The sequence below is a fragment of the Kribbella qitaiheensis genome, assembly GCF_042657745.1.
GTDB lineage: Bacteria > Actinomycetota > Actinomycetes > Propionibacteriales > Kribbellaceae > Kribbella > Kribbella qitaiheensis.
The window spans coordinates 78,957-105,084 of record NZ_JBHSKE010000051.1 but is presented as its reverse complement, the minus strand read 5'-3'; the positions used below and the strand labels follow the sequence as shown (position 1 = coordinate 105,084).

Here is a 26,128-nt window from a genome sequence, read left to right as displayed (position 1 = left end):
ACCACCCGTGCCTGCTGAAGCGTGACGACTACGGTCAGTCGCCGACCTTGGAAGCGGCGGAGCCGGCTGCCTTGGTGGCGGTCTTGGCGGTCTTGCGGGCGCTCGTGGTGGTCGCCTTCACGTTGCGCGACGCGGTCTCGGCGGTCTTGCGCGCGGTAGTGCGGGTGGCCTTGGCCTTGCCGGCCGTGGTCTTCGCCTGGGTGACCAGGTCCTCGGTGGCCTTCTGGCTGCGGATCCGGGTGACGATGTCCTGGCCGCGGGCGGCGAGGTCGTCGTAGGTCTCCTCGGCCTGGCCGAGCACGGTGGTCAGACCGGCCTGCGCGACGGCTGGCAGCTCACGCAGCTTGGCCGGCACGGTCCTGGCGTCGGCGGCGAGCGCCTCGAGGCGCTTGCTCAGCTCGGCCTGGCGCTTGGTCAGTTCGGTCTGCAGCGTCTTCTGGTCCAGCGCGGCGAACCGGGTGGTGACGTCGTCGCTGACGGCGCGGAACTTCTCCACGGCCAGGTCGCCGGCGCCGGCGATCACGTAGAGCGGGTTGACAGGGGTACGGGTTGCCATCAGGCATCTCCTCGGAAGGTTTTCAGCGGGGTCTGGAACTACTCAGTGATTACTTGGTGGTGCTTTTTCTTGCAGGGGTCTTCTTGGCGGCCGGCTTCTTCGCCGGTGCGGCCTGCGCAGCAGGCTCGGTCTGTACTGCGCTGGGCGTCTCCGCGGGCTCGGGAGTGTTCTCACGGACGAACGAGGCGTACACGTCGAGCAGCACGCGCTTCTGCCGCTCGTTCAGCGCGGGGTCGAGCAGTACCGCGTCGACCACGCCCGGAGTCCGCCGGGCGCCGTCCGCGCTGTCGTCCGGATCGAGGATGCCGGCCCGTACGTACAGGGTCTCCGCGGAGATCCGCAGCGCCTTCGCGAGCTGCTGCAGCACCTCGGCCGACGGTTTCCGCAGGCCGCGCTCGATCTGGCTCAAGTACGGGTTCGACACGCCTGCCAGATCGGAGAGCTGCCGCAACGACAGCTGCGCCTGGCGCCGCTGCTCGGCGAGGTACTCCCCCACCGACCCAACGGATCCAGCAACGCGATCACCCAATCTGGCCATGCGTCCAGTGTGCTAGCAAGGTGCTTGCAATTGCAAGCAGACCTGACGTGACAGCAATCACCCGTACTGCGGGCCGTGGTGCGGCGCGCAGTACGGGTGACGTGAGAGCGAGTTACTTGAAGAGGGAAGGATTCGGGTGGACGGAGCCGACCTGGATGCCGCCGCCGTAGAGGGGGTGGCGGGTCTGGGACTCGACCTCGTCGTTCGTCAGGCCGAGGTGCTGGAGGGTGGCGGCCATGACGACCGCGCGGGCCCGGGGGGTGCCGTCTTCGACCTTGACCGCGATGCCCCGGCCGTCGGGAAGGCCTACCGCGTAAACGCTTTCGGCCCCCGCCTTGCACATCAGCCCCGGAACAGCCTTCATCAGCGCGGCCTCGTCCCGGCGACTGCCGCTCGCGTACTCAGGGTGCGCCCGGAACGCGTTCGCCACCCGCGCCTCGAGGGTCCCCTCGGCCGCTGCCGCGAACAACCCGAACGAGCGAGCCAGGCCGGCCAGGCTGATCGCCAGTAGCGGAGCACCGCAGCCGTCGACCGCGACGTACGAGACCTTCTCGCCGGCGGAGTCCTCGATCGCGGTCCGGATCGCTTGCTGGACAGAGTGTTCCGGCGACCGGTAGTCGTCGCGGCCCCAGACTCCGTCCGGGCTCTTGGCGTGCGCGTCGTCGTGGATCGGCCAGCCGTTCACGACGCAGGTCGCGATCATCGCGGCGTGCTTGCCGGAGCAGTTCATCGTGATCGGGTCGACGGCGTGCCCGGTGCGGACCCACTCGTCCCGCGCCTGCTCGTCGATCGGGTACGCCGGGGGCGTGCGCAGGGCCGACTCGTCCAGGCCGACGCCGGCCAGGATCCGCCGTACGCCGTCCAGGTGGAACGGCTCGCCCGAGTGCGACGCGCCGGCGAGGGCTAGAAGTTCGCCGTCCAGGTCGAGGCCGCTGCGGAGCATGCCGAGCGCCTGCATCGGCTTGTTCGACGAGCGGGGGAACATCGGTTGGTCCACCACGCCGACGGACCACTCGACGGCTCCGTCGGGAGCGGTCACCACGACGGAGCCGCGGTGATGGCCCTCCACGAATCCGCTGCGGACGACGTCGGCGACGATCACAGGTTCGGTCACAGCGGAACTGTACGGCTCAGACGTCAGGAGCAAAAACCCGGATTGGAGATGATCCCGCTCACAGCCGGGCGCGGACGCTCAGAGCCGGGCGCGGACGTGCAGGCCGACCTCGGGGTCGACCAGGAGTTCCTGGGTGGCGGTGACCGTCGGCTGGTCCTCGGCGACGACCTCCAGCACGGCGGCCGGGTCCACCGACCGCTTGATCAGCGCGAGCGCGATCGGCCCGTCCTCGTGGTGCCGCGCGGCCGACCCGATGAAGCCGACCTGCTTCTCACCCGCCCGTACCGCGTACCCGTGGGCCGGCAGGTGATCCACGGACCCGTCCAGGTGGAGCCGAACCAGCCGTCGCGGCGGACGGCCCAGGTTGTGCACCCGCGCGACCGTCTCCTGACCGCGGTAGCAGCCCTTGTCCAGGTGTACGCCGACGCCGAGCCAGCCGAGCTCGTTCGGGATCGCCCGCTCGTCCGTGTCCAGCCCGAGCCGCGGGTTGCCCGCCTCGATCCTCAACGCCTCGTACGCCCAGACGCCGGCAGGCGGTCCGGCGAGCTCAGCGAACGCGGTCAACTCGGCCCGCGGCAGGAACACCTCATGCCCGCCGAGCGAATCCGCGCCGCTACGAGTCAGCGGGCCTTCGGTGGGAGCGTCGCCCGGCCTCCAGACGATCGCGTAGTCCGCGGTCACGTCGGTGATCTCCACCCGCGACATGAACACCATCTTCTGGAGCCACTCGACCAGCGCCGCGGAGGCACCCGGCTCCGTGTGCAGCCAGAACGTCTCGCCGTCGTCGACGCCGTACATGGCGTGCTCGACGTGACCGGTCGGCGAGAGCAGCAGGGCCGTGGTGGAGGTGCCCGGACGCAGGCCCTCGAAGTACTGGGTGGTCAGTGCGTGCAGCCAGGTGAGCCGATCCGGTCCACTGATGGTGACCACCTCGCGGTGCGAGAGGTCGACGTACCCCTTGCCGGCGACCAGCGCCCGCTGCTCGCGCAGGTCGGAGCCGTAGTGAGCGGCGACCCCGGCGTCGAGACCATCGGCCTCCACGGCGCCCGGGAGATCGAGCAGGGGGCTGCGCGTCAGTGACATGTCACCAGAGTACGTCCAGCGGCGTAGGGCGGATGTCTCCCGCTGTGGGATGTGGACAACACCACGCGAAGCGAGGCTGGAAGCACATCCTGAGAGGAGCAGAACGATGACTGACAGAGCTTTCCGGTTCGGTGTGGTGGCGAGCCCCGACCGAGGCGCCGCTGAGTGGCAGACGACCGTACGCCGGGCCGCTGACCTCGGGTACTCGACAGTGCTGATGCCCGACGGGCTCCAGTTGCTGTCACCGTTCCCGTCCCTCGCGGTGGCGGCGGCGTCCGCGGACATCCGGGTCGGCACCTTCGTCGCCGCCGCCCCTCTGCGGCCCCCTCGAGCGGCGGCCTGGGACGCTCACACGTTGACCGTATTGACCGACGGGCGGTTCGAGTTCGGCATCGGTACGGGCCGGCCCGGCGTCGAGGAGTTCGCGGCTGAGCTCGGGCTGCCGTTCGGGTCCCCGAAGGAGCGGAGGGACCAGGTCCGGGACACCTTGGACCAGCTGCAGAAGCTGGATGGCGAGCGGCACACTCCGATCTTGCTGGCCGCTGGTGGACCACGGATGCTCGCTCTGGCGGCCGCACGGGCCGACATCGTGTCGCTGGCCAAGTCCGCGCTGACACCGCGCGAGGACGTCGTGCAGCTGGCCCGGGAGCTCCGGGAGCTGGCTGGGCCGCGAGCGGACGACATCGAGCTGGCGATGAACCTCTTCGCGGCCGGGACCAAGGAGCTGCCGCCGTGGACGAAGCAGGCGGCTGGAGTGGATGCCGCGACGCTCGAGGCGAGTGGTTCGCTGATGCTGCTGCGCGGGACGCCGCAGGAGATGGCCGATGAACTGCAGCGCCGGCGGGACGAGTTCGGCGCCTCCTACATCAGCGTGAACTCCACCTACCTGGAAGACCTCGCCCCGGTGATCGAGCAGCTCGCCGGGAAGTAGAACGCTGCCCGTCAGGTCCCAGGCGGGTGGGAGCTGACGGGCAGCGTGGAGGGGTGGGACAGATGGTTCAGGTGCGGACTGGAGTGGCGTCCTGGGCGGCAGGTTCGCCGGCCTCGGGAACGTCACCCGCATGGGTGTCGCCGGCCGCGAAGGCCGCCTCGTCGAACGGGTCCTCGCCGGCGAAGACCTGCCGGGCCTGGGCCTTGTCGAAGGCGCCGACCCAGTGGCCGACCAGCACGGTCGCGACCGCGTTGCCGGCGAAGTTCGTCAGCGCCCGCGCCTCGGACATGAACCGGTCGATGCCGACGATCAGGCCGACGCCGTCGACGAGCTCCGGCCGGTGCGACTGCAGACCGCCGGCCAGCGTCGCCAGGCCCGCACCGGTCACCCCGGCGGCACCCTTCGAGGCCACGATCATGAACACCAGCAGGGAGATCTGCTGACCGATCGAGAACGGCTGGTCCATCGCCTCGGCGATGAACAGCGACGCCATCGTCAGGTAGATCGCGGTGCCGTCCAGGTTGAACGAGTACCCGGTCGGCACGGTGATGCCGACGACCTGCTTGCCGACGCCGAGGTGCTCCATCTTGCCGATCAGCCGCGGCAGCGCGGTCTCCGACGACGAGGTCGACACGATCAGCAGGAACTCACGGCCGAGGTACCTGAGCAGCTGGAAGATCGAGATCCCGGTGACCGCCTTCAGGATGGTGCCGAGGATGACGATCACGAAGAGCAGGCAGGTGACGTAGAAGGCCAGCATGATCTTGCCGAGGCTGACCAGGGCGTCCATACCGGTGGCGCCGACGACGGCCGCGATCGCGCCGAACGCACCGATCGGCGCGGCCCACATGATCATCGACAGCACCTTGAAGACGAGCCGCTGGATGTGCCCGATGGCGGTCAGTACCGGCTGGCCCTTGGTGCCCATCGACTGCAGGGCGAAGCCGACCAGCAGCGCGACGAAGACGGTCTGCAGCACCTCACCCTCGGTCAGCGCCGACAGGATGGTCTTCGGGATGATGCCGAGCAGGAAGTCGGTGGTGCTCTCGTGTGCGCCGGCCGCCTGGGTCTGGCCGCTCTCGCGCAGCTTGTCGGTCAGGTTCAGGCCGGATCCCGGCTGGACCAGGTTGCCGACCACCAGGCCGATGCCCAGCGCGACGGTCGACATCACCATGAAGTAGATGAGCGCCAGACCGCCGACCTTGCCGACGCTGGCGGCCTGCCGGACCGAGCCGATGCCGAGCACCAGCGTGCAGAAGATGATCGGGCTGATCATCATCTTGATCAGGTTGACGAATCCGGTACCGAGCGGTTTCAGCTCGACCGCGAAATCCGGGAAGAGGAAGCCGACGCCGATCCCCAGCAGAACGGCGACGATGACGGCGATGTAGAGGAAGTGGGTCCGGTCGTTGCGGACCGGCGTCGGTCGGGAATCTGTCGGGCTCGACATGGGGGACACTCCTATCGGCCGGGCGGGTGGTTCTGAGTAACTGTGACGTGACGCACAGGGAAACCGCTCATTTCGTTCATATCGTTCGCAGCCGGTGTGAGCAGCCCGGCGGATGGCGACCAGTGGCGGCATTGGTGTACACAATGTCCGCATGAGGCAACGGCCGTGGGAGCTCCGCCGCCAGGTGCTCTGGCTGCAGACCGCCACGGCCGCGGTGCTGATCCTGCTGATCTGGATCACCCTGCTGTCCCGCGCCCGGGCCCAGGCCGACCGGGACGCGGCTGCCGCCGGGGTCACACCGCCTGGTTGGGGCGACCTTATCCAGCTCGAAGTGCGGTCCATGCTCGGCATCGCCAGCCTCACGCTGGGAGTCGCGGTCGCCGGCAACGCGCTGGTGAGCTGGCGGGTCCGCCGGGCCACGCGCGGGATGGGGACCCAGTCCCTCGCCTGGATGCTCGACTTCTACGAGGGCGTACTGCGGGCCGCCCGCGAGGGCCTGCTCCTGGTCGACTCGGGCGGCCGGGTCCGGCTGGTCAACGACGAGGCACGCCGCCTGCTCGGCCTCCGCGACGTCCCTCCCGGCTCGAGCGTCGAGGAACTCCACCTTCCGGCCACCCTGTCGAGCCTCCTCGGCAACGGACGGACGGCGTACGACGAACTGCATCTTGGCGCGCTCGGTGTCGTCGTGGTGAACCAGCAGCCGACGCACTCCGGCCGGATCATCACCCTGCGCGATCACACCCAGCTGCAGATGTTGCTCGGCGAGCTGGACGCCGTGCGAAGCCTGGCGGAATCGCTGCAGGCGCAGAACCACGAGGCGTCGAACCGCCTGCACACCGTGGTCAGTCTGATCGAGATCGGCCGCCCGGAGCGGGCCCGGGAGTTCGCCGTCTCCGAGCTGCAGTTGGCCCAGGCGATGACGGACCGGGTGGTCGGCACGGTCGGCGATCCCGTGCTGGCGTCGTTGCTGCTCGCCAAGCTGGCCCAGGCCCAGGAACGTGGTGTGCTGCTGACGCTGGAACTCGGTACCCAGGCCTTGCACACGCGGCTGCCAGCTCAGGACGTCGTCACCGTGGTGGGCAACCTGCTCGACAACGCGATCGAGGCCGCTCGGGGTGGACCCGCTCCGCGCCGGGTCGAGCTCAAGGCGGGGACGACTCCCCATGCCATCGATCTGGCCGTCACGAACACGGGTGCTGAGCTCGGAGCCACTGAGCTGGCCCGGATGTTCGACCGTGGCTGGACCACGAAGGCCGAGCCCGGTCACGGACTCGGCCTCGTGCTGGTTCGCAGTACGGTCGAGCGCTGGGAGGGCACGTTGATGGTCGACCCCGATTCGGAGATCGACGAGGTGCCTGCGTTGACGGTCCGGGTGCGCCTGCCCCGGGCGGTGAGTGCCAGTGCCTGACCTGCGGGTCTTGGTGGTCGAGGACGATCCCGTCGCGGCCGAAGCGCATCGCACGTACGTCGACCGCCTGCCCGGCTTCTCCTGCCTCGGAATAGCCGGTACTGCGGCCCGCGCGCTGCAGGTGCTCAGCCGCGATCAGGTGGACCTGGTGCTCCTGGACATGAACCTGCCCGACGGCCACGGACTTGACGTCGTACGGCGGATGCGTGCTGCGGGCAATCAAACGGACGTAGTGGCGGTGACTGCGGCGCGGGAGGTGGCGGCGGTCCAAGCGGCGGCGCGGATCGGGGTCGTGCAGTACGTGCTGAAGCCGTTTGCCTTTGAAACGTTGAGGGATCGGCTCAGCGCCTATGCCCGGCAACGCCGTGCGGCAGAGGCCGGTCAGGTGGTCGCGGACCAGGACGAGGTGGACCGGTTGTTGCACCCAGCAACTGTTTCCTCGGTGCCGAAAGGGCTGGCCGGGTCCGTGCTGGACCGGGTGGTGACGTTGCTGGGTGATCGCGAGGGGCGGACGGCCGAGGAGGTCGCGACGTCGCTGGGGACGTCGCGGATCACGGCGCGGCGGTATCTGGAGCACCTGGCCGATCAGGGACAGGCGTTGCGCACCCAGCGCTACGACGGCCGCAGCGGACGGCCGAAAGTCGAGTACTCCTGGGTCTCCGAGAGCTAGACCCTGAAGAGCTAGACCCGGACGAGGGTGGCCCAGAGGTGGGGCTGGAGGGGCTGGCCCTCGGCGGCCATGTCGTAGGCCCAGAGCAGTTCGCCCTTGACCAGGCCGTACAGCCGGTGGCCGGCGCTGACCTCCTTGGCCGTCACCGTGCGCGCCACCACGTCGGTGCGCATCTCGATCTTGGCACCGTCGATCTCGCCGTAGTAGATCTCCGCGAAACCGGTCGGGTGCGCCAGCACGACCTCGAGCTTGTTGTCCGGCTTGGGCCGCCAGAAGCCCGTCTCGACCGCCAGCGGGCGCTCCTTCGTGCCGTCCTCGCCGACCACGTAGGTCTGGCTGACGTAGTGCAGGTAGGGCTTACCGTTGTGGCTGAAGTCGATCTGCTGGCCGAACTCGAACTTCTCGATCGTCGGGTAGTCGCCGTGCCCGCGACCTTCCCAGCGGCCGAGCAGCCAGGCCAGCGGCATCAGGTCGGGGTGCAGGTCCTGCGGGATCTCGAACGCCATCAGCCGACCTCAGCTCGCGCTGCGGCCGCGGTACAGCCGGTAGACGACGTACGCCGAGAACCAGCCCATGAACACGGTGACCAGCACCAGGAGGGTCGTGAAGATGACGTGGAGCACGTTCGGCAGTCTAGGGGATGCGGTGCTTGGCCCTGGACTACGGTGGGGTGATGTCCCGCACTCTGGTGATCAAGCTGACCGCAGGTGCCGAAGAACCCGAACGCGCGAACCAGGCCTTCACCGTGGCCGCCACCGCTGTAGCCGCCGGAGCCACGGTGTCTCTGTGGCTCACGGGCGAGGCCGTCTGGTTCGCAGTACCGGGCCGGGCCGAGTCCTTCGAACTCCCCCACGCAGCACCCCTCGCTGACCTCGTCGCCGCAGTCCTCGCCGGCGGCCAACTAACTGCCTGTACCCAATGCGCCAAACGCCGAGACCTCACCGAGTCCGACCTGCTCCCCGGCACCCGCATAGCCGGCGCCCCCGCCTTCACCGAAGAAATCCTCGCCGACAACGCCCAGGCAATCGTCTACTGATCTAGTACTTCCTCTCACTCTCGGGAGCGTTCGGGGCCGGAGCCTTCGTTGCCTCGGCCGCCGGTACCGCGGGTGCTCAGGTCGCGGTGCTGGGCGCCTGCGGTGCGGCCACCATGGCCGGCTGCGACCGCGGGCTCGCCGGAGCGCTGGGTCGCGCCGTTCGCCGGGGCGGTGCCGTCCTGGGTGGCCGCTCGGAGCTTCTCGATCTCGGCGGAAGACATCCCGTTGCGACCGTTCTGACCCGCAGCCTGGGCGTCCTGACCGTTGACCTGCCCGTTCTGGCCGGTGGTTTGCACGTTCTCGCCGGTTGCCGACTGGTTTCGCTCCCGGTCCGCGGCGAGTTGGGTCTCCACAGGATCTTGAGCACGCCCCTGCTGGTTCTGCGCCGCGGCCTCAGCCGCCGCCCGCTGATCCCCAGCCGTAGGCAGGGCCGGCTGTGGGCCGTCCTGGCCGGGTTCCTGTTGTTGGGCGGGGTCCCGGTCGGGCTCGGTCTGCTCGCCTTCTAGCTGGTCTGCCTGGCTCCGGTCGGCGCTGGTCGATTCCATGCCTGGCTCGATCGTGCCGGGTCGGCCGTCGGGCCCAAGCGTCGTCTCCGGACTCTGTCCACCGTCTGCATCCAGCCCTTCGGCCTCGGCCGCCGGCGGCTCCTGCCCAACCTCAGGCCCGTCCCGACCGGTCTCGGGTCCGTCCTGCGCCGCCTCGGGTCCGTCCTGCGCCGCCTCCGGACCGTCGACGGCCGGGCTGTCCGCCCCGGCCCGCTCCTCGAGCCGGTCCGCCTCGAGGCGGTCCTCCAACTCGTCGGCAGCGACCACTGCCGCAGCACCCGCGGCGGCACCGGTAGCCGCGGCGGGAACTACGTCAGGACCGTCGCCCTCGCGGTTCTCCTCGGCCTGGCGGCGTTCCTCGGCCTGCTGGCGTTCCGCGTCCTGCTCGGCCCGGTTCTCCGCGCGTGCCTCGGCGGCGTCGTCCTTCCCGTTGCCGTCGCCGTCGTTCTGCTGCTCCCGCTGGGCGTCGGCCTCGTCGCGCCGCTCCTTCGAGTCGTCGCGGCCGTCGTGGTCCCGATCAGTTCGATTGCTCTCCTGCTCGTCACGGTCCCGCCGCTCCGACGCGTCGTCCAGCTGGTCGCCGTCCAGATCGTTGGGGTCCCGGTCCGACTCGTTGGGGTCCCGGTCGTTCGGGTCGAGCTCGGGGTCCAGGTCCGGGTCGCGGTCGGCCTCGTTGTCCTGCCGGTCGCGCTCCGCCTGGATCCGCCGCGCCTCCCGCTCGTACACCTGCTGGCGCTGCTCCGGGGTCAGCTGGTCCGCGATCGACCCGGCCTCGCGGTCCTGCTGTACCAGATCGCGGAGTTCCTCGATCAGCGAGCGCAGCTCCCGCTCGCGGGACAGCCCCTGGCCCTGCTGCCGCCGCTGCATCAGCCGGCTGGCGATCCTGTGCATGATCCGGTACAGGTCCCTCAGCAGATCTTCCTCGATCGCCATCAGGCCACCTCGCTCGCATAGACGGAGTACCCGAATCCGGCGGCGACGGTGGCCGCATCCGGTTCGGGCTGAGTCGCGTACAGGTGAATCTCGGCGCCCGGCCGCAGCCAGACCGCCAGGTGCCGGCGGCGGCCGCGCCACTCGCCGGGAATCCGCGGGTCGTTGCCCGGGCCAACGAATACCGGGTCGCCCCAGTGCTGCCGGGCCAGCTCCAGCTGTCCCGGCCAGTGCTCGTCGAGCCCGTCCTCGGCGTCGGGAATCTCGTCCGGTGCGATCTCGTACGCCGACCAGCCGCTGCGGGGGCTCTCGGGCAGTACGGCGTCGGGCAGCACCAGCATCACGGTCTGGCGCGGCGTCACCAGACCCCAGGTGTAGCGGGTCGGGTCGATATTGCCGGGGGCCCAGGGTCGCCAGCCGGTGGCCGCGGTCACGCGTGACACCAGGGCGCGGATCGCGTCCAGACCGGTCTCAGGCGGACCCCAGACGCGCTTCCAGTCGGACACCTCCGCGAGGTCGGCCATAGCGCGCTCGTCATCGTCCGACGGCCGCTGCTGCGTCCTCACCCTGACCCTCTCCTCTCCTCGAGCCTCCCCAGCCTAAGGGGACGAGGTACCAACCGCCCTCCGACGCAACTCCCCACCACTCCGGATCCCCCCGAGGTCAGCCAGCCCGGGGAGGCCGCCTGAGTGGTTGAAAGTCGTCGGGTTGCAAGCGTTGGAGCCCTGCTGTGAGGGAGCCGTAAGAGACCTGCTCGGGCGTTCGTGAGCAGTAAGCGGCGGGGGCCTGACCGACGCTCGATCGCGGGTTGTGATGGACGCATGAAGCTGCCGGAGCTACCGACGGAGAAGGCGTTCCCCTCGCCGCTGCATCATCCGCGGGTCGCGACCGTGATCGGGCGGTGGTTGGGGGTCGCGGTGACGATCTGCTTCCTCACCGGGCTGTTCAGCCACTTCCAGCAGGCGACGCCCGGCTGGCTCCTCATCCCGAGCCGCCCGGCCTCGCTCTATCGGGTCACGCAGGGCCTACATGTACTGACCGGGATCGTCTCGGTGCCGCTGCTGCTGGCGAAGCTCTGGACCGTCTATCCGAAGTTGTTCACGAAGCTTCCGTGGCCTGGCCGGAAGGCGCTGGGCACGGTCTTCGAGCGTCTCTCGATCGCCGTGCTGGTGGCTGCGATGGCACTCGAGCTGTTCATCGGCTTCCTGAACACGCTGCAGTGGTACCCATGGCCGTTCCCCTTCAAGGAAACGCACTATGCGCTGGCGTGGATCATCGTCGGCGCCCTGCTGATGCACCTCGCGATCAAGCTGCCGCTCATCGTCGCGAACTGGCGGAGGACACCGGCAGACCGTACTCCGGTCTCGGATCCGACCGAATCGTTGCCACCAGCAATCACTGGGTTGAGCCGTCGCGGGTTGTTCCGAACCGTCGCCGGCGCGGTAGCCCTGGTGGGAATAACCTCGGTCGGCCAATCGGTACCCGCGTTAGGGCCGGTCGCAGTACTGGCGCCACGCATGCCCAACGTCGGCCCGCAAGAGCTTCCGGTCAACCGCACTGCTCGGGACGCCGGGGTCGGCATGGTCGCGGCGGACTGGCGCTTCACTATTACGGGCCCGGAGCAACTTTCCTACTCACTCGATGAGCTGCGCGCCTTACCGCAGAGCCGGTCCGACTTGCCGATCGCCTGTGTCGAGGGCTGGAGCCAAGGTGCTCGGTGGGAGGGCATCCGGGTCAAGGATTTGCTGAAGCTTTGTGGTGCTCCTGAGGGGTCGAGCCTGAGGGTGGTCTCGATGGAGAAGGGCGGCTTCTACGCCACCAGCGAGCTTCCTCTGGAGTTCGCGGAAGATCCCCTCACCCTGCTCGCCTTGCGCCTGAACGGGACCGACCTCGACCTGGACCACGGCTTCCCGGCCCGCATCATCGCCCCGAACAGACCAGGCGTCCTCCAAACCAAATGGGTCCACCGGCTGGAGGTCCTCACATGACGTCACCGATCCGGCGGCTGCGGAGCCGACTGACCGCAACCATCGCCATGCGGGTTGGGCTGGGGGTTGTGGGTGTCGGGTTCGGGCTGTGGGGGCTCAGGTTGTTGCTGCAGACACTCAGTGTGCATGCGCTGATCCGGTTGCCGTTCTGGCTTGCCGGCGCCGTGGTCGCGGACGACTTCCTCCTTGTCCCGCTGACCCTCGGCGTCGGCTGGCTGCTGACGCGCTGGTCGATCGGGCCGGGCCACCACCGCACGGTGACCACCGTCCGTACGACGTTGCTGTACGTCGGAATCACCACGCTGGTGGCGATTCCCCTGCTGCTCCGGCAGGGAAAGGGGATCAACCCGACGGTGCTGCCGCGGGACTACCTGCGCGACTGGTTGTTGCTTGAGGCCACGATTGTGCTGGTCGGCGTACTCGTCGCGGTGATTCAGGCGCGGCGCTTGACGTTCAGGAGGTCGCGGGCATCGTCCGGGGACATCGGCGGGCGCTGAGCCAGCGTCGCCAAGGTGGCAGCGCGCTCGACGAGCTCGGAGTTGTGGGTGACGGGCTGACCCTTGGCGAGGGTGAGTGTGTCTTCCATACCGACGCGGAGGTGGCCGCCCTTCGATAGCGCGGCCAGCGCCACCGGGAGGGTGGTCCGGCCGACACCCGTCGCGGACCAGGAAGTCACGCCGGCCGGCAGTCCGTTGACCGCGGCAACCAGCGCGTCCGTAGTACCGGGCATGCCGCCGGGAACGCCCATCACCAGGTCGCAGTGCACCTTGCCGCCGTACGGGAGGCCGGACTTGTCGAGCAGCCGGTTCAGCGCGGCGACGTGGCCGAGGTCGAACAGCTCGAACTCCGGGACCACCTCGCGCTCCTGGGTCAGCTGGTAGAGCTCGGTTACGAACGGCCAGGGATTCATGAAGACGTCGTCGCCGAAGTTGACCGTGCCCATCGTCAGCGAGCAGGAGTCCGGCGCCGCGTCGAGGACCTTGAGGCGGCGCTCGAACGGGTCGGTCACGGCGCCGCCGGTCGACAGTTGCACGATCAGGGCGGTGTTCTCCCGGATCGCGGTCACGGTGTCGGTCAGGCGGCCGAGGTCCAGCGTCGGCCGGTGGTCCGCGTCGCGGATGTGGATGTGGATCATCGCGGCCCCGGCGGCCTCGCACCGCTTGGCCGTCTCCACCAGCTCCGCGAGCGTGGTCGGCAGCGCCGGACAGTCCGCCTTGGCGGTCTCGGCACCGGTCGGGGCAACAGTGATCAACGTCGACATCATGAACGAATCGTGCCAGATGCGGGCGGCGGACGGGACATTTGCCCGTTGCCGGTCCCGGAAACCGGACGATCTACCGCTAGCTTTCCCCGCGACGCAGCCGGCCGATCAGGTGCGCCGTCGCCGCCAACACTGCCAGCCCGGCGCAGACCGAGCCGATCGCCAGCGACCGCCGCGACCGCGAACAAGCCGAGGATGAACACCACCGGAACCGAGCCACTGTTCGCGTCGCCGCGCAGGTACATCCGACAAGGGCCGAGGAGGAACAGCCATCGCAGTAGGCGGCGCACACAACGAGCATGGCAGCTTGGCAGACTAGGCGCATGAGAGCAGTGCTGCAGCGTGTCAAGCGGGCGTCGGTGATGGTCGAGGGCGACGTGGTCGGGGCGATCGACGAGCCTGGGCTGGTGGTGCTGGTCGGGGTGACGCATGACGACAGTGCCGAGAAGGCGGCCGCACTGGCGTCGAAGATCTGGACGCTGCGGATCCTGCGGGACGAGCGGTCGTGCGCCGACGAGCAGGCACCGATCCTGGCGATCAGTCAGTTCACGCTGTACGCCGATACGCGGAAGGGCCGGCGGCCGTCGTGGAGTGCCGCGGCGCCTGGTTCTGTCTCGGAGCCCTTGTACGAGGCGTTTTGTGTAGCTTTAGAGTCCCTCGGCGCCAAGGTAGAACGAGGCCGCTTCGGCGCCGACATGGAAGTAACCCTGACCAACGACGGCCCAGTCACCCTGATCCTGGACGCCTGACCTTCCATCTGTTGGGCGGATGAAAGCAGTTGTTGTTCAGGGGGTCTTGATGGCTTGAGGCCGTGGGCCGGCAGACGTTTGGTTGCTGGGCGGCTAGTGGCGCGGAGTACTGGGGAATAGAACGGACCCCCGGCTCGGATCGGGTGATCCGGGACGGGGGTCCGGGGGCCTGGCTGAATCGGTGAGGTTCGGCTCAGCGAGGGTGGGGTGTCGGCTGGATCAGCCGAGCACGCCGGCGGCCGAGTGGCCGACGATGACCTTGGTGTTCAGGCTGTAGACGTCGATCACCAGGGCGTTGACGGAGATGTACCGCTTCTGACGCAGGACCTGGTTGAAGGTCAGCTTGGCGATGCCGGGGATCTCCAAGGTGGTGTTCGGCTTGTTCGGCACGTTGTAGACCTTGTTGCCTACCCTGACAGAGACGACGCTGGAGGTGGAGTCCAGGCCGACCTTGCCGTCCTTGGTCTTCCACGCCGAGGCGGAGGACTCGACCGCGCCGATGGACAGGTTGCCCACCTTCACGCCCGCGACGTGCGAGGTGAAGTTCACGGCGGACTTCTGGGTGCCCATGTAGCCGTTCTTGGTGGTGTACACCGCGCCCACGGAGGCGACCTTCGGGATGCTGACCTCGGCGACCGCGTTCCGGATCGTTTTGCCTTCAGTGCCCTGGCAGGTGGACTGGTAGGAAGTCGGACCGGCGGTGACCAGCTTGTCGACGTTCGCCTTGGTGCCGTACGCGTCACCGATCACCATCGCGGTGGCCGGCTTGGTGATCTCCGCGCGGGTCTTCAGCACCGCGACGTCGACACCCTGCGGGATGTAGCGGTTCTTCACGTACGCGTGCACCACGACGGCCTGCGCGTACGAGTAGATGCCGGTGTTGGTCTTCACACCACCGACGCGGTTCAGCACGATGTAACCGAGGCCCGGGACGGCGACCTTGGTGTTCGGGCCCGGCTTGACCAGCGACGGGACCGACACGGCGCCGATCTTCACCGCGGCGAAGGTGGTGCTGCCGGTGTAGGACAGCTGGCCGTTCTTGTAGACCGCGGTGGTGGTGGTCTTCGCGCCGGTCAGCGTGAGCAGCGAGCCGATCTTGATGTCGACGGCCGTCGCGTTGCTGGTGACACCGTTACCGCGCTTGTCGTCGAACGAGTGCGTGTCGGTGGTGACCGACCGGGCGATCGCCTGGTCGTTGACGTTCGCGGTGGCCAGGTCGTTCTGGTCCGACCGGTTCGAGTCCGTGGTGCAGGCGATCTGGCTGACGACCTGCGGGCCGCTGTTCGCGAGCCCGGTCTGTACGTCGGCGCCGAACGCGTAACCGCTGTAGCCAAATACCGGCGCGGCGGACGCCGAACCCGAGGTCAGCGCAATCGTAGAAGCTACGCCGACAACCGCCGCAACTCCGACGGCAGCGAGCTTCTTGTATCCGATGCGGGGTCTCATGACCCCTCCTCCCTGAGTGATGACGTGACCCTAGTGAGCGGGCCAGGACACAGACACAACTCAGCCGGTTGCAGTAGGTGACGAGAAGATGCCGCTCCGAGATCGAACCGTTACATCACGGCCCAAGCCGTGAGAAACGCGGTCTTGCGCGTAACTCGCCGCTGTGAGATCAAGGCCACCCCGATTGGCTGACGGAACAACGAAACCCCTGCGCCGTAAGGGAAATCGACACAGGGGTGAGACAAAGCCGAAGGGCCCGCCAAGGGCGGGCCCTTCGGGGTATTCCAGCCGGTCGGTCAGACGGCGACGGCGACCTCGGCCACCTCGCCGTACTGCGCCACCACCTGCCGGTCCACCGGCTCCGCCTTCGGGGCGAGGGTGCGCAGCGTCCAGCTACCCGGCGCCGCGAAGAACCGGAAGTGACCGGTCGCCGAGGTCGGTACCTCGGCCGTGAACTCACCAGTGGAGTCCAGCAGCCGCACGTAGGCGCCGCCGACCGGCTCCTCGCCGCGCAGTACCTGGCCCTGGATCACGGCTTCCTTGTCGATGTCGACGCCCTTGAGGTCAAGGCCGCCCTTCTTCGCTCCGCACATGGTCAGGCCTTCCCGGGCTCGTCGCCGAGGGCAACCGGTACGCCGACCAGCGAGCCCCACTCGGTCCAGGAGCCGTCGTAGTTCTTGACGTTCGGCTGGCCCAGGATCTCGTGCAGCACGAACCAGCTGTGCGCCGAGCGCTCGCCGATCCGGCAGTACGCGATGGTGTCCTTGCCGAAGTCCACGCCGGCGTCGGCGTACAGGGTCTTCAGCTCGTCGTCGGAGCGGAAGGTGCCGTCGTCGTTGGCCGCCTTGCTCCACGGGATGCTCGCCGCGGTCGGGATGTGGCCCGCGCGCTGCGCCTGCTCCTGCGGGAGGTGGGCCGGGGCGAGCAGCCGGCCGGCGTACTCGTCGGGGCTGCGCACGTCGACCAGGTTCTTCACGCCGATGGCCTGCTCGACCTCGTCGCGGAAGGCGCGGATGCTCTTGTCCTGCTCCTTGGCCTGGTACTGCGTGGCCTCGCGCTTGACGACCTCGTCGGTCAGCTCGCGGCTGTCCAGCTCCCAGCGCTTGCGGCCGCCGTCGAGCAGGCGGACGTCACCGTGGCCGTAGAGCTTGAAGTACCAGTACGCGTAGGCCGCGAACCAGTTGTTGTTGCCGCCGTAGAGCACGACGGTGTCGTCGTTCGACACCCCGCGGTCGGACAGCAGCGCCTCGAACTGCTGCTTGCTGATGAAGTCGCGGCGTACCTGGTCCTGGAGGTCGTCCTTCCAGTCCAGCTTGATCGCACCGGCGATGTGGCCGGCGTCGTACGCCGAGACGTCCTCGTCGACCTCGATCAGGACGACGTTCGCGTCATTCTTGTGCTCCTCGACCCAGTCGGCCGAGACGAGAGCGGATTCCCTGCTCATGGATGCTGCTCCTCAGGTGGTAGTAGCGGTGTTTGGCGTACGAATGCGGTGGATCAGCAAATAGGCCTCGCAACCGAGGCAGAGCCCGACCGCGGCGTTGACGAACGCGGCGACCAGGGCGAATCCGGTGGCGACCACGCCGAGCACCTCGACGCCGGCCAGGTAGCCGATCAGGCCGAGCACGGCGAAGACCAGCCCGACGAGCTGGGCGAACCGTGGCGGCGCGGCGTCCTCGAGTTCCTGCGGCGGCCCGAGCCGGGGCCGGATCACCCGCTTGAAGAACTGCCCGTACGGCGACGCCTGGACGCCGAACACGACCGAGATCGCGAAGACGACGGCCTGGATCGCCAGCGGCCACGGGCTGTTCAGTACGAGAGTCAGTGCGAGGACCACCGTGGTGACGGCCGCGGCGAAGCGCAGACCGCGGGGGTCGACCTGGGGTTGTACTGCCGCCTGACTGGACATGACCACTCCCGGAAGGAGATGGATCGAGCGGCCCGCCCGATAGCTGCGGGAGGCGACGTGCTGGGAACCGTGCTCAGCTTCCGGTTCCGGAGCGCTCGGGACGCCGCCTGGTCAGTGGGTACGACACAGGGACGAGCGCATGCGGCAGTTGTCCACAGCGCGGCGCTTGGTCAGCAAGGTCGTGTACTCCACGTCCACGAGACTACGGAAGCGGCCCGTCCCGCCCAGCTTTTGTCCCAACTATTGAGACAACTGATCATATTCCGGACAGCCCATGGGTGAGCCGGTACTGCGGGCCGGTGGTGGGCCGCCGCGGTCAGCTATCGGTGAGCTAACGGCGGGGCTGTTGCGGGCCGACGACGACGTTGGTGCCGGCAACCTTGTCGTGCCAGGCCTGCTTCTTGTCGTCCCACAGCGGCCAGAGGTCGTTGAGCAGGGCCAGGAAGCTGAACAGGGTGCCGACCAGCGGGAGGAGGCCGAGCAAGCTGAGCCCGTTGTAGACGCCGAAACGCTTCGCCACGGCCTCACCGGGCGGCGGACCGGGGACGTCGCGCAGGCGGATGCTGATCCCGACCGCCTTCTTGCCCGGCGTAGCACCGCTGCGGGTGACGAAGAAGTACTCGTAGAGGAAGCTGATCACCAGGCTGATCACCAGCGCCGGGAGCAGCCACTTGTAGGCCTCCCACGGCAGCCCCGTGCCGAACTGGGTCTCCCCGGCCGCGGCCTGGTCGAAGATGTCCTGCTCGTAGTCCACCGCGACCTGGAAGTACTGGTAGAAGAAGTAGCCGGTCAGCGGCAGCGTGCCGAAGAACAGGATCAGGCCGTCCAGGAACCGGGCAAGGACGCGCTTCCACCATCCGGCCAGCGGCTGACCGTCCGGGGTCGACTTCACGGTCGGCGCGTAACCGAAGCCCTGCTGCCCGTACGGCTGCTGCTGCGGGCCGTAGCCCTGACGCCCCATCCCCGGCTGCCCGAGCCCCTGGCCGTATCCCTGTTGCCCGTAACCCGGCTGGCCCTGTTGCCCGTAACCCTGCTGGCCTTGTTGCCCGTAGCCCTGCTGCCCATAGCCCTGCTGCCCGTAGGTCTGCTGGCCTTGCTGTTGACCTTGTTGGCCCTGTTGACCTTGCTGGCCGAAGGCGGGGCGGCCCGGCGGCGGGGGTCCTTCGCGCGGGCGGCGGTAGTCCGTCCAGAAGCCGCCATCCCAGTATCTCTGCTGGGCGGAGTCCTGCGGATCGTCGTACCAACCAGCCGGGAAGCTCATGGCCAAAGCATCACTTACGGACAGTCCACTTCGCTATTCGGGTTAGCGCGGGTCAGCGCGGTGCTGTTCGGGGTCAGCGCGGCTGGCGGTCGACCGCGGCACCGAGGGCGGCGATCACGTCGGGTTTGCGGGGCTGGCCGCTGGCCCGGGTGACGATCGCGCCGGTGGCGTCGAGCACCAGCACGGTCGGCGTCCGGAGGATGTCGAGGCGGCGAACCAGGTCCAGGTGGGACTCGGCGTCGAGCTCGACGTGGCGGACGCCCTCCACCATCGACTCGACCTCGGCCAGCGTCCGTCGGGTGGCGCGGCACGGTGCGCAGAACGCGGAGGAGAACTGCAGCAGCGTCGCCCGCTCGCCGAGCTCCTCGCCGATGTCCCCTGCACTCAACCGCTCCGCGTCGTCATCGTGAGCCTCACTGTCGGCCGCCCCGGCCTGTGCTGCCTGCTCGGACGCCGCCTGTGCGGCCGTTTCCTGCACTTCGGTCCTCCCGGCCACCCTCACCGGGCGAGTCCCCCGGAATCGTCCGTCGAACCGGGACTTGAACACGCTGAGCGCGACGCCGATTACGACGGCGCCGATCAGCACGATGATCCCGGGGCTCATGACAATCCAGCGTACGTCGGTGCGGAATGCGCTCACACGGTCGTTCAATCCTTGGACCGGGCAGTGCCGCGTTGTACGGTCCGAGCACCTCGTTCCCTCGCCCCAGGGAGTCACCCTCACCTTCCTCCGCAGCAAACGCACCCAGACCCGCCGCTCTGTCAGCCTCGGCAAGGCCCGCTATCCCGCAGAGCGCACGATGATTTGCCTGCCTTCGCCCGATGGCACGCAAGAACCATCGCTGGTCACCAGTCGTCACGCAGCCACCCGGACCAGCCAGTGTGATCATTGCGAACTGCTCCAACCCGCGGCTGGTATCTCGGTGACGACGACCAAGTGCTCGACGTGATCAGCTGGGCCACACCGGCAGCGTGCTCGGAATCCGCCGGACCTTCAGTCTCGGCGCACCGCCAGCCAGCAGCCTCAACGAGACCATCGAGGACACCTTCGCCGGCATCGCTGTCGGCGGTGCCCCTCAATGTCCGAAGACTCCAGAGGCGTAGACGACCTAACGACGCGCTCTCAGCTGGCAAATCGCCAGCCGACATACTGGATTAGCCGCTCATCGACGCTGGAATTTCACCATGCGGCGTATGCCTGGGTCACCGCCGGCGGCGAAGACGACGTCAGCCCGGACGGCGTCCTGGTACTGCGCCAACGAGACGCCGGCGGAACCCGGCCAGCGCTTCCACGGGCCGCCAGCGGCGAGGAACCGGCGGGCATGGTCGGTGCCGAGCTGCTCGTCGAGGTACATGAGCGTGGCAAGAGCCTCGGGCTGGCACTGAATGGCGAACCCGTCCTCCTCGGGTACCCGGGCGAGGGCCCGGTCCAGGTAGGCGACGAGGATCCGGGCGTCGTCCTTGGTACCCAGGCAGGCCAACGCCGGACAGTAGCTCCAGCGGTCCCCGGACGGGACGTCGCCGAGCAGGCCCCGTTCAATCACCGGCCGCAGATCCGCTCGCCGGCCGGCGGCGACGAGCCAGATCGCGGCCAGCCGCTCCCGCCACCCACCTTCCAACAGCACAGCCAGATCTTCCGCCGGCACCCGACGGCCTGCCCTCCGCAACCGCCACTGGAACCAGCGTTGCCGAAACCTCGGCATCACGAACGCCCGGGCCATGAGGTACCGATAGCGCCGCCCCCGCAAAACCCACCGCCTTGACGCTCTCAGGAGCTGGGCCTTTTCCTGGTCGGACCTCTCGCTCATCCTCACTCGCCATCCGCAATGGGTCCGGCCGATTGCATCCTGCCGCCGACACATCCTCGCCGGCGCGACACGATCGAGCACGGGAAGTCAGCCCGGCTGCCGATGCCTTGCACTCACGGCATGTGCTAAAGCAACGGAGCTACACGCTCCCACAGATCATCGGGGACAGGATCAGCGGACACCCCGCAAGACCCCGCCTGCGAAGATCGGCAACCAGTATCCGATACGCCGATCTCACTCTGAAGCGATCAGTTAGTGCAGTGAAGGCACCACCCCGACCACCGCATCATCACCGGCACCGCCACGGTCACCTGCTAGCCCGCGCGCCGTCTAGCCCGCGCGCGCCGTCCGGATCGTCGGTCGGATTGAATGGAGACCATGGAGAGCGGCTTGGTGGTGCGGTCGGGGGTGGTCATCCCGGAGGCGGAGCTGGGGTGGCGGTTCTCGCGTTCCAGTGGGCCGGGCGGGCAGTCGGTGAACACGACCGACAGCCGGGTGGAGCTCAGCTTCGACGTGGCGGGCACCACAGCCTTCAACGAAGTACTGCGGGAGCGGGCGCTCGAGCGGCTCTCATCGCGGCTGGTGGACGGGGTGCTGACGGTGACGGCATCCGAGCAGCGGTCGCAGTGGCGGAACCGGGAGGCGGCGAGGACCCGGCTGGCGTCCATCCTCCGCGATGCGATCGCGGCGCCGCCCCGGAAACGGCGCCCGACCAGACCCAGCAAGAACGCGGTGCGGCGGCGGCTGGACGAGAAGAAGCGCCGCGGCGAGACCAAACGCCTCCGCGGCCGCCCCACCGACTGACTCACAGAGTTGCCCAAGGCCACGGAATTGCCGCAGTACCGGCCCTTCAGCCACCGGCGGTTCGCAGTGCCGGCCCCGTCAGCCACCGGGTGGTTCGCAGTACCGGCTGGCCCACCGCCGGATGGTTCGGAGTACGGGCGGCTCAGCCGCCGGCGAAGGGTGGGAGGGCGTCGACCAGGGCGCCCTCGCGGAGGGGGGCGTCGGCCTCGACGCGCTCGCCGTCGAGGAGGAAGGTGCAGATGCCCAGCACCCGGGCCAACTCAGGGCGGCCGTCCGAGACGGTACCGACGAGGTCCTTGATCGACGCCGCCTCAGCGATCGAGGTGGACTCGCCGGCCGCGGCGCGCGCGGCGGCAAAGTACCTGATGGTCACTTCCGGCATGTGGGTGCAGCCTCACTAGTCGGTTAAGCCTTCCGCTATTATGTCAGCTTGCTGTTGCTAACCAGTGTGTCTCGGGCCCCCGGCAATGACGCCGACGGGGCCTGACGTGCATAAGGACCGGGTCACCCACCAGGGATCCGACGACCAGCACAAGGAGACAGCATGAGCACGCTGCTTCTGCTGACCAACGCGCTGCAGGCTTCAACAGAGGTCCTGCCGTCGCTCGCCCTGCTGCCGCACCAGATCCGGATCCTGCCCGCTGAGGTCGCCGCGCTCGTCGACGCCCCCGACGCCGACGCTGTGCTGCTGGACGCCCGGCGCGACCTGGTCACCGTACGCGGGGCCTCACGGCTGATCCGCACCACCGGCATCGACGTACCGCTGATCCTGGTCGTCACCGAGGGCGGCCTGACCGCGGTGAACGCCGACTGGGGCGCGGACGACGTCCTGCTCGACACCGCCGGCCCGGCCGAGATCGAGGCCCGGCTGCGGCTGGTGATCGGCCGCCTCGCCGCCGCCCGCAACGAGGACCCCGACACCTCGCTGATCCGCAGTGGTGACGTCGTGATCGACGAGGCCTCGTACACGGCCAAGCTGAACGGCCGTGCCCTCGACCTCACCTACAAGGAGTTCGAGCTGTTCAAGTTCCTCGCGCAGCACCCGGGCCGGGTGTTCACCCGCGAGCAACTGCTCCAGGAGGTCTGGGGCTACGACTACTTCGGCGGCACCCGCACAGTCGACGTCCACGTCCGCCGCCTCCGCGCCAAACTGGGCCCCGAGCACGAATCCCTGATCGGCACAGTCCGCAACGTCGGCTACCGCTTCGTCATCCCGCCCGCCAGCCAGCGCGAAACCGCCGACGCCACCGTCTGACCACCACCTCGACGTGAGGCTTGTGGTGCCTGTGTTTCGCAAGGGATTTCGCGGGATTCCGGCGATTAGTGCGACTTGGACCAGAGTGTATTCCTGCTGCTACCGTGCGTATTCGGCCTTTTTCACGGAAGGTGACCGATGGCGCACGTTGCTCCGACTTCGCACCGTCGCAGTGCTCGCGCTTCGCATCGCAGCGACCGCATCGACGGATCCATCCAGACCACGACCTGGCTCGGCCTGACCTTCGCGCTGATCTTCGGGCTGGTCCTGACCGGACGCTCCCACGTCGGCGTCCGCGCCGCCGGGATCACGCTGCTGATCATGCTGCTCCCACTCACCGTCGCGGTCTTCGGCACAGCAGTACGCCGCGGCCTCGGCTCAGCCCGGGCAGCCGTCGCAACAGGAGTCGCGCTGACCTTCGTCGTCCTGCGCTTCCTCCTCCACTAGCGTGCGAACGCCCGGGCCACTCCCTGAAGGAGAGCGACCCGGGCGCGGAGCCTCGCAGTACCGGCCGGAGCCGTGTACGCCGTACCGGAGTACGGGTGGGAACTAGGAACCGATGCTGATCCGGTCCGTCGGGCCCGGGGTGTACGGGTCGTGCGCGGTCAGGTAGTTGGCGAAGGCGTCGATGTCGAGACCGCCGAAGAACTTGTCGGTCGCCGTGGTGAAGGCCGGGAAGCCGTCACCGCCGTCGGACAGGAAGTTGTTCGTGACGATCCGGTAGGTCGTGCCGTCGACCAGCGGCTGACCCGCGATATTGATCGAGCCGGCCACCACCTTGGCGCCCGGCGCGGCGGCCGGGTTCCAGGTGTAGGTGATGCCCGCGATCTGGAGCACCTTGTTCGCGGCCTGATTCGCGCCGGAGAACTGCTGCTCGAGCAGCGCCTTGATCTGGGTGCCGGTCATGTCCATCGAGACCAGGAAGTTGTTGAACGGCTGGACGGTGAACGCCTGGCCGAACGTGACAGCCCCACCGGTGGAGGCGAGGTCCGCCCGGATCCCGCCCGGGTTCATGAACGCCACGACCGGGGTCTTGCCGTTCGTGACGGTCGACGGGTCGGCCAGTTGCGCGTCAGCGATCAGGTTGCCCAGCGGGGACTCCTGCGAGTCGTCCGGCGTCCTCGACACCAACGGCGTGGTGATGTGGCCGATCACCTTGGACTCGATCGGCGCGACGAGGGTCTGGTACTTGGTGATCAACTTGGTCAGCGCCGGGTCCTTCGGCACGTCCCGGGTGACGATCCTGTTGTTGGCCAGCGTGTTCAGCCGGTCGACGTCGTGGGTGGCGTTGTCGATGCTCAGCCGCACCTCGGTGAAGATCTTGCCGAACGAGGAGGCGCTGGTGACGAGCCGCGGCTTGCCGGCCGGGTCGTTGATCGAGCAGTTGTAGGCCTGGTGGGTATGACCGGAGATGATCGCGTCGATCGCCGGGTCGAGATTCTTGGCGATGTCGGTGATCGGGCCGGAGATGCCCGGGCAGCTGTTGAACGCCCGCGGGTCGGACGGCAGACCACCCTCGTGCAGCAGCACCACGATCGACTGGATGCCCTGCTCCTTCAGCTTCGGCACCAGCGCGTTGGCGGTCTCCACCTCGTCCTTGAAGGTGAGGCCCTCGACGCCGGCCTTGGTGACGATGTTCGGCGTCGCCTCCAGGGTCATGCCGATGAAGGCGATCTTCTGGCCGTTCTTGAACTTCTTCACCGTGTAGGGGTCGAGCAGCGTGCGCTGGGTGTTCTCGAAGAACACGTTCGCTGACAGGTAGTCGAACTTGGCGCCCTCGAACTCGGCCTTCAGGTCCGGGCACGAGTTCTGGTTGTTCTGCCCGTCGCCGTCGTCCAGGCAGCCGCCGGTCTGCATCCGGAGCAGCTCGTGCCAGCCCTCGTCGAACTCGTGGTTGCCGACCGAGGTCGCGTCGAGGCCCATCTCGTTCATCGCCTCGATGGTCGGCTCGTCGTGGAACGCGGCCGACAGCAGCGGCGACGCACCGATCAGGTCACCCGCGGCGACCGTGACGGACTCCTGCCCCTGCGCCTTGGCCGCGGCCCGCGCGAGCTCCAGGTGGGTCGCCAGGTACTCCGCGCCGCCGGCCGGCGTGCCGTTGACGTTGCCCCCGGAACTGGTCGCCGGGTTGGGCGCCAGGTTGCCGTGGAAGTCGTTCAGCGCGAGCAGCTGGATCTGGGTGTGCGTCGGCTTGGGTTTCGCCGGCGCTGCCTGGGTCACGGTTCCCCCCGTGGCCAAGCCGAGTACCACGGCGGCACCGGCGGCCAGCAGGCCAACGGCCCGCGGTCCCCTGAGCCACGTCTTGTCTCGTCCTGTGAAGGCCATGTCTACTCCGTTGTAGTTTCGGTCACCGCTGGTGCGCGGTCCCGGCAAATTACCCTGACCCGGCGCGCCCTACCAAGGCCTCGACAGTGAACTGACAGCGACCTTTTACGGTATTGAGGTGACCCTCGAAGCCGTGCCCTCACCGTTGCCCCCGGCCACCGCCTCAGCCGTGACCGAACTCGCTCGCTCCGCTGCTGAGAGCGACGGCGTCAACCCACTCTCCGAGCACACCCTCCTGCACCTGGAAGGCGAACACTCGGGCGACGCGCACCTGTTCGCGTACGCCGGAGACCCGGGCGAGTCCCCGCTGGCCGGATACGCCGCGCTAGGCCCCGACGGATCCGCCGAGCTCGTCGTCGGTCCGGAGTACAGGCGTCACGGCTATGGCACCTCGCTGCTGCGAATGCTGCTGGACCACGGCGGCTCGGGCCTGCGCGTCTGGGCCCACGGCCGCCTCCCCGGAGCCGACGAACTGGCCGCCCGCATGGGCCTCTCCGTCGCCCGAGAGCTCTACTTCCTCCGCCGTACTGCGGCCCCGGTCCCCGCCGCCGTCTGGCCGGAAGGGATCACCCTGCGCACCTTCGTACCGGGCCAGGACGACGAGGCCTGGCTAGCGGTGAACGCAGCCGCCTTCGCTCACCACCCCGAACAGGGCAGCTGGACCCAAGCAGACCTGGCGGACCGCCTCGAGCAGCCGTGGTTCGACGCCGCAGGCTTCTTCCTGGCGGTCGACTCCACCGGCGCCCTGGCCGGCTTCCACTGGACCAAGGTCCACACAGACGAAGGCCCCACCACCCCCTTCGGCGAGGTCTACGTAGTGGGCGTCTCCCCCAGCCACCAAGGCACCGGCCTGGGCAAAGCCCTGACCCTGGAAGGTCTCCGCTATCTCCAGGAGGACCGAGGCCTCTCCTCAATCACCCTCTACGTAGACGGCACGAACGCCCCCGCCCACACCCTCTACACAAATCTCGGCTTCACCACAGCCGCCCTGGACGTCCAATACGCCCCCACCGCAGCCCTGTGAACGGTGTCACAGAGGACTCACCCCGTCACCCCACGTC

Annotated in this window: 29 protein-coding genes; 11 read left to right on the top strand and 18 right to left on the bottom strand. The window is 68.5% G+C overall.

The features are described 5' to 3' along the window. Positions 1-34: 34 nt before the first annotated feature. The 4 genes from ACFPJ1_RS32335 to ygfZ form a co-directional block, all read right to left on the bottom strand. A complete protein-coding gene (locus ACFPJ1_RS32335) occupies positions 35-556 on the bottom strand; it encodes a hypothetical protein (protein WP_380109763.1) in 522 nt (173 codons plus the stop codon). Positions 557-605: 49 nt separating this feature from the next. Continuing rightward, the gene (locus ACFPJ1_RS32330; protein WP_380109762.1) at positions 606-1,094 is read right to left on the bottom strand and encodes a helix-turn-helix domain-containing protein; all 489 of its coding nucleotides are present in this window, start codon (positions 1,092-1,094) and stop codon (positions 606-608) included. A 112-nt stretch (positions 1,095-1,206) separates the two neighbouring features. After that, complete coding sequence (locus ACFPJ1_RS32325; RefSeq protein WP_380109760.1) at positions 1,207-2,208, bottom strand: asparaginase; 1,002 nt, start codon at positions 2,206-2,208, stop codon at positions 1,207-1,209. A gap of 78 nt (positions 2,209-2,286) precedes the next feature. Then, the gene (gene ygfZ, locus ACFPJ1_RS32320) at positions 2,287-3,291 is read right to left on the bottom strand and encodes a CAF17-like 4Fe-4S cluster assembly/insertion protein YgfZ (protein WP_380109758.1); all 1,005 of its coding nucleotides are present in this window, start codon (positions 3,289-3,291) and stop codon (positions 2,287-2,289) included. Positions 3,292-3,397: 106 nt separating this feature from the next. Between ygfZ and ACFPJ1_RS32315 the strand changes: the two genes are divergently transcribed. Beyond that, positions 3,398-4,222: an LLM class flavin-dependent oxidoreductase gene (locus ACFPJ1_RS32315; protein WP_380109755.1), complete on the top strand. Its 825-nt coding sequence runs from the start codon at positions 3,398-3,400 to the stop codon at positions 4,220-4,222. 67 nt (positions 4,223-4,289) lie between these two features. Here the strand turns inward: ACFPJ1_RS32315 and ACFPJ1_RS32310 are convergent, their stop codons facing one another. Further along, positions 4,290-5,672 (bottom strand): cation:dicarboxylate symporter family transporter, encoded by a 1,383-nt coding sequence (locus ACFPJ1_RS32310; RefSeq protein ID WP_380109752.1) that lies wholly within the window; start codon positions 5,670-5,672, stop codon positions 4,290-4,292. Positions 5,673-5,823: 151 nt separating this feature from the next. Here ACFPJ1_RS32310 and ACFPJ1_RS32305 point away from each other — a divergent pair, with 151 nt between their 5' ends. Together ACFPJ1_RS32305 and ACFPJ1_RS32300 are read left to right on the top strand one after the other, a co-directional pair. Continuing rightward, complete coding sequence (locus ACFPJ1_RS32305) at positions 5,824-7,080, top strand: sensor histidine kinase (protein WP_380109751.1); 1,257 nt, start codon at positions 5,824-5,826, stop codon at positions 7,078-7,080. Next, positions 7,073-7,750, top strand: coding sequence for a response regulator (locus tag ACFPJ1_RS32300; RefSeq protein ID WP_380109749.1), 678 nt, complete (start codon positions 7,073-7,075; stop codon positions 7,748-7,750). Before ACFPJ1_RS32305 ends, ACFPJ1_RS32300 begins: the two co-directional genes overlap by 8 nt. A gap of 11 nt (positions 7,751-7,761) precedes the next feature. On the opposite strand, the gene ACFPJ1_RS32295 is transcribed toward ACFPJ1_RS32300, so the two are convergent. Further along, entirely contained in the window at positions 7,762-8,256 is a 495-nt protein-coding gene (locus ACFPJ1_RS32295; RefSeq protein WP_380109747.1) for a heme-binding beta-barrel domain-containing protein, read from the bottom strand. A 167-nt stretch (positions 8,257-8,423) separates the two neighbouring features. Between ACFPJ1_RS32295 and ACFPJ1_RS32290 the strand changes: the two genes are divergently transcribed. Further along, a complete protein-coding gene (locus ACFPJ1_RS32290; protein WP_380109744.1) occupies positions 8,424-8,786 on the top strand; it encodes a DsrE family protein in 363 nt (120 codons plus the stop codon). A 14-nt stretch (positions 8,787-8,800) separates the two neighbouring features. Here ACFPJ1_RS32290 and ACFPJ1_RS32285 read toward each other — a convergent pair whose 3' ends face one another. Together ACFPJ1_RS32285 and ACFPJ1_RS32280 are read right to left on the bottom strand one after the other, a co-directional pair. After that, complete coding sequence (locus ACFPJ1_RS32285) at positions 8,801-10,264, bottom strand: hypothetical protein (RefSeq protein WP_380109742.1); 1,464 nt, start codon at positions 10,262-10,264, stop codon at positions 8,801-8,803. Next, on the bottom strand, positions 10,264-10,827 hold the full coding sequence (locus tag ACFPJ1_RS32280; protein ID WP_380109740.1) for a hypothetical protein: 564 nt from the start codon (positions 10,825-10,827) through the stop codon (positions 10,264-10,266). Before ACFPJ1_RS32280 ends, ACFPJ1_RS32285 begins: the two co-directional genes overlap by 1 nt. A 255-nt stretch (positions 10,828-11,082) precedes the next feature. Here ACFPJ1_RS32280 and ACFPJ1_RS32275 point away from each other — a divergent pair, with 255 nt between their 5' ends. Then, a complete protein-coding gene (locus ACFPJ1_RS32275; RefSeq protein ID WP_380109739.1) occupies positions 11,083-12,249 on the top strand; it encodes a molybdopterin-dependent oxidoreductase in 1,167 nt (388 codons plus the stop codon). Continuing rightward, complete coding sequence (locus tag ACFPJ1_RS32270) at positions 12,246-12,746, top strand: hypothetical protein (protein ID WP_380109737.1); 501 nt, start codon at positions 12,246-12,248, stop codon at positions 12,744-12,746. Before ACFPJ1_RS32275 ends, ACFPJ1_RS32270 begins: the two co-directional genes overlap by 4 nt. On the opposite strand, the gene ACFPJ1_RS32265 is transcribed toward ACFPJ1_RS32270, so the two are convergent. After that, complete coding sequence (locus ACFPJ1_RS32265) at positions 12,683-13,513, bottom strand: beta-keto acid cleavage family enzyme (protein ID WP_380109735.1); 831 nt, start codon at positions 13,511-13,513, stop codon at positions 12,683-12,685. The genes ACFPJ1_RS32270 and ACFPJ1_RS32265 overlap by 64 nt on opposite strands. Positions 13,514-13,833: 320 nt before the next feature. On the opposite strand from ACFPJ1_RS32265, the gene dtd reads away from it, so the two are divergent. Continuing rightward, positions 13,834-14,259 carry a D-aminoacyl-tRNA deacylase gene (gene dtd / locus ACFPJ1_RS32260; protein WP_380109734.1) on the top strand — a complete coding sequence of 142 codons (426 nt, stop codon included), beginning with the start codon at positions 13,834-13,836 and terminating at the stop codon, positions 14,257-14,259. 219 nt (positions 14,260-14,478) lie between these two features. Here dtd and ACFPJ1_RS32255 read toward each other — a convergent pair whose 3' ends face one another. From ACFPJ1_RS32255 to ACFPJ1_RS32225, 7 genes are all read right to left on the bottom strand, one after another. Continuing rightward, positions 14,479-15,705: a choice-of-anchor P family protein gene (locus tag ACFPJ1_RS32255; protein ID WP_380109733.1), complete on the bottom strand. Its 1,227-nt coding sequence runs from the start codon at positions 15,703-15,705 to the stop codon at positions 14,479-14,481. 296 nt (positions 15,706-16,001) lie between these two features. Beyond that, a complete protein-coding gene (locus tag ACFPJ1_RS32250) occupies positions 16,002-16,298 on the bottom strand; it encodes a DUF1416 domain-containing protein (protein WP_132189096.1) in 297 nt (98 codons plus the stop codon). A gap of 2 nt (positions 16,299-16,300) precedes the next feature. Continuing rightward, positions 16,301-17,149 (bottom strand): sulfurtransferase, encoded by an 849-nt coding sequence (locus ACFPJ1_RS32245; RefSeq protein ID WP_380109732.1) that lies wholly within the window; start codon positions 17,147-17,149, stop codon positions 16,301-16,303. Between the two features lie 12 nt (positions 17,150-17,161). Next, a complete protein-coding gene (locus tag ACFPJ1_RS32240) occupies positions 17,162-17,614 on the bottom strand; it encodes a DUF4395 domain-containing protein (protein WP_380109731.1) in 453 nt (150 codons plus the stop codon). Between the two features lie 331 nt (positions 17,615-17,945). After that, a complete protein-coding gene (locus tag ACFPJ1_RS32235) occupies positions 17,946-18,875 on the bottom strand; it encodes an RDD family protein (RefSeq protein WP_380109729.1) in 930 nt (309 codons plus the stop codon). A 73-nt stretch (positions 18,876-18,948) separates the two neighbouring features. Continuing rightward, positions 18,949-19,479 (bottom strand): TlpA family protein disulfide reductase, encoded by a 531-nt coding sequence (locus tag ACFPJ1_RS32230; RefSeq protein WP_380109727.1) that lies wholly within the window; start codon positions 19,477-19,479, stop codon positions 18,949-18,951. A gap of 559 nt (positions 19,480-20,038) precedes the next feature. After that, positions 20,039-20,683 carry a DUF6000 family protein gene (locus ACFPJ1_RS32225; RefSeq protein WP_380109725.1) on the bottom strand — a complete coding sequence of 215 codons (645 nt, stop codon included), beginning with the start codon at positions 20,681-20,683 and terminating at the stop codon, positions 20,039-20,041. Positions 20,684-21,061: 378 nt separating this feature from the next. Here ACFPJ1_RS32225 and arfB point away from each other — a divergent pair, with 378 nt between their 5' ends. Continuing rightward, positions 21,062-21,487 carry an alternative ribosome rescue aminoacyl-tRNA hydrolase ArfB gene (arfB, locus tag ACFPJ1_RS32220; RefSeq protein WP_380109723.1) on the top strand — a complete coding sequence of 142 codons (426 nt, stop codon included), beginning with the start codon at positions 21,062-21,064 and terminating at the stop codon, positions 21,485-21,487. Between the two features lie 142 nt (positions 21,488-21,629). Here arfB and ACFPJ1_RS32215 read toward each other — a convergent pair whose 3' ends face one another. Beyond that, positions 21,630-21,869: a MoaD/ThiS family protein gene (locus tag ACFPJ1_RS32215; protein ID WP_380109721.1), complete on the bottom strand. Its 240-nt coding sequence runs from the start codon at positions 21,867-21,869 to the stop codon at positions 21,630-21,632. 162 nt (positions 21,870-22,031) lie between these two features. Between ACFPJ1_RS32215 and ACFPJ1_RS32210 the strand changes: the two genes are divergently transcribed. Beyond that, positions 22,032-22,742, top strand: a complete 711-nt coding sequence (locus tag ACFPJ1_RS32210; protein WP_380109719.1) for a winged helix-turn-helix domain-containing protein — start codon at positions 22,032-22,034, stop codon at positions 22,740-22,742. Between the two features lie 138 nt (positions 22,743-22,880). Further along, positions 22,881-23,189 carry a hypothetical protein gene (locus ACFPJ1_RS32205; protein WP_380109717.1) on the top strand — a complete coding sequence of 103 codons (309 nt, stop codon included), beginning with the start codon at positions 22,881-22,883 and terminating at the stop codon, positions 23,187-23,189. 102 nt (positions 23,190-23,291) lie between these two features. Here ACFPJ1_RS32205 and ACFPJ1_RS32200 read toward each other — a convergent pair whose 3' ends face one another. Then, positions 23,292-25,067, bottom strand: a complete 1,776-nt coding sequence (locus ACFPJ1_RS32200; protein ID WP_380109716.1) for a bifunctional metallophosphatase/5'-nucleotidase — start codon at positions 25,065-25,067, stop codon at positions 23,292-23,294. 118 nt (positions 25,068-25,185) lie between these two features. On the opposite strand from ACFPJ1_RS32200, the gene mshD reads away from it, so the two are divergent. Continuing rightward, positions 25,186-26,091: a mycothiol synthase gene (gene mshD, locus ACFPJ1_RS32195; RefSeq protein ID WP_380109713.1), complete on the top strand. Its 906-nt coding sequence runs from the start codon at positions 25,186-25,188 to the stop codon at positions 26,089-26,091. The last annotated feature ends 37 nt before the right edge of the window (positions 26,092-26,128 follow it).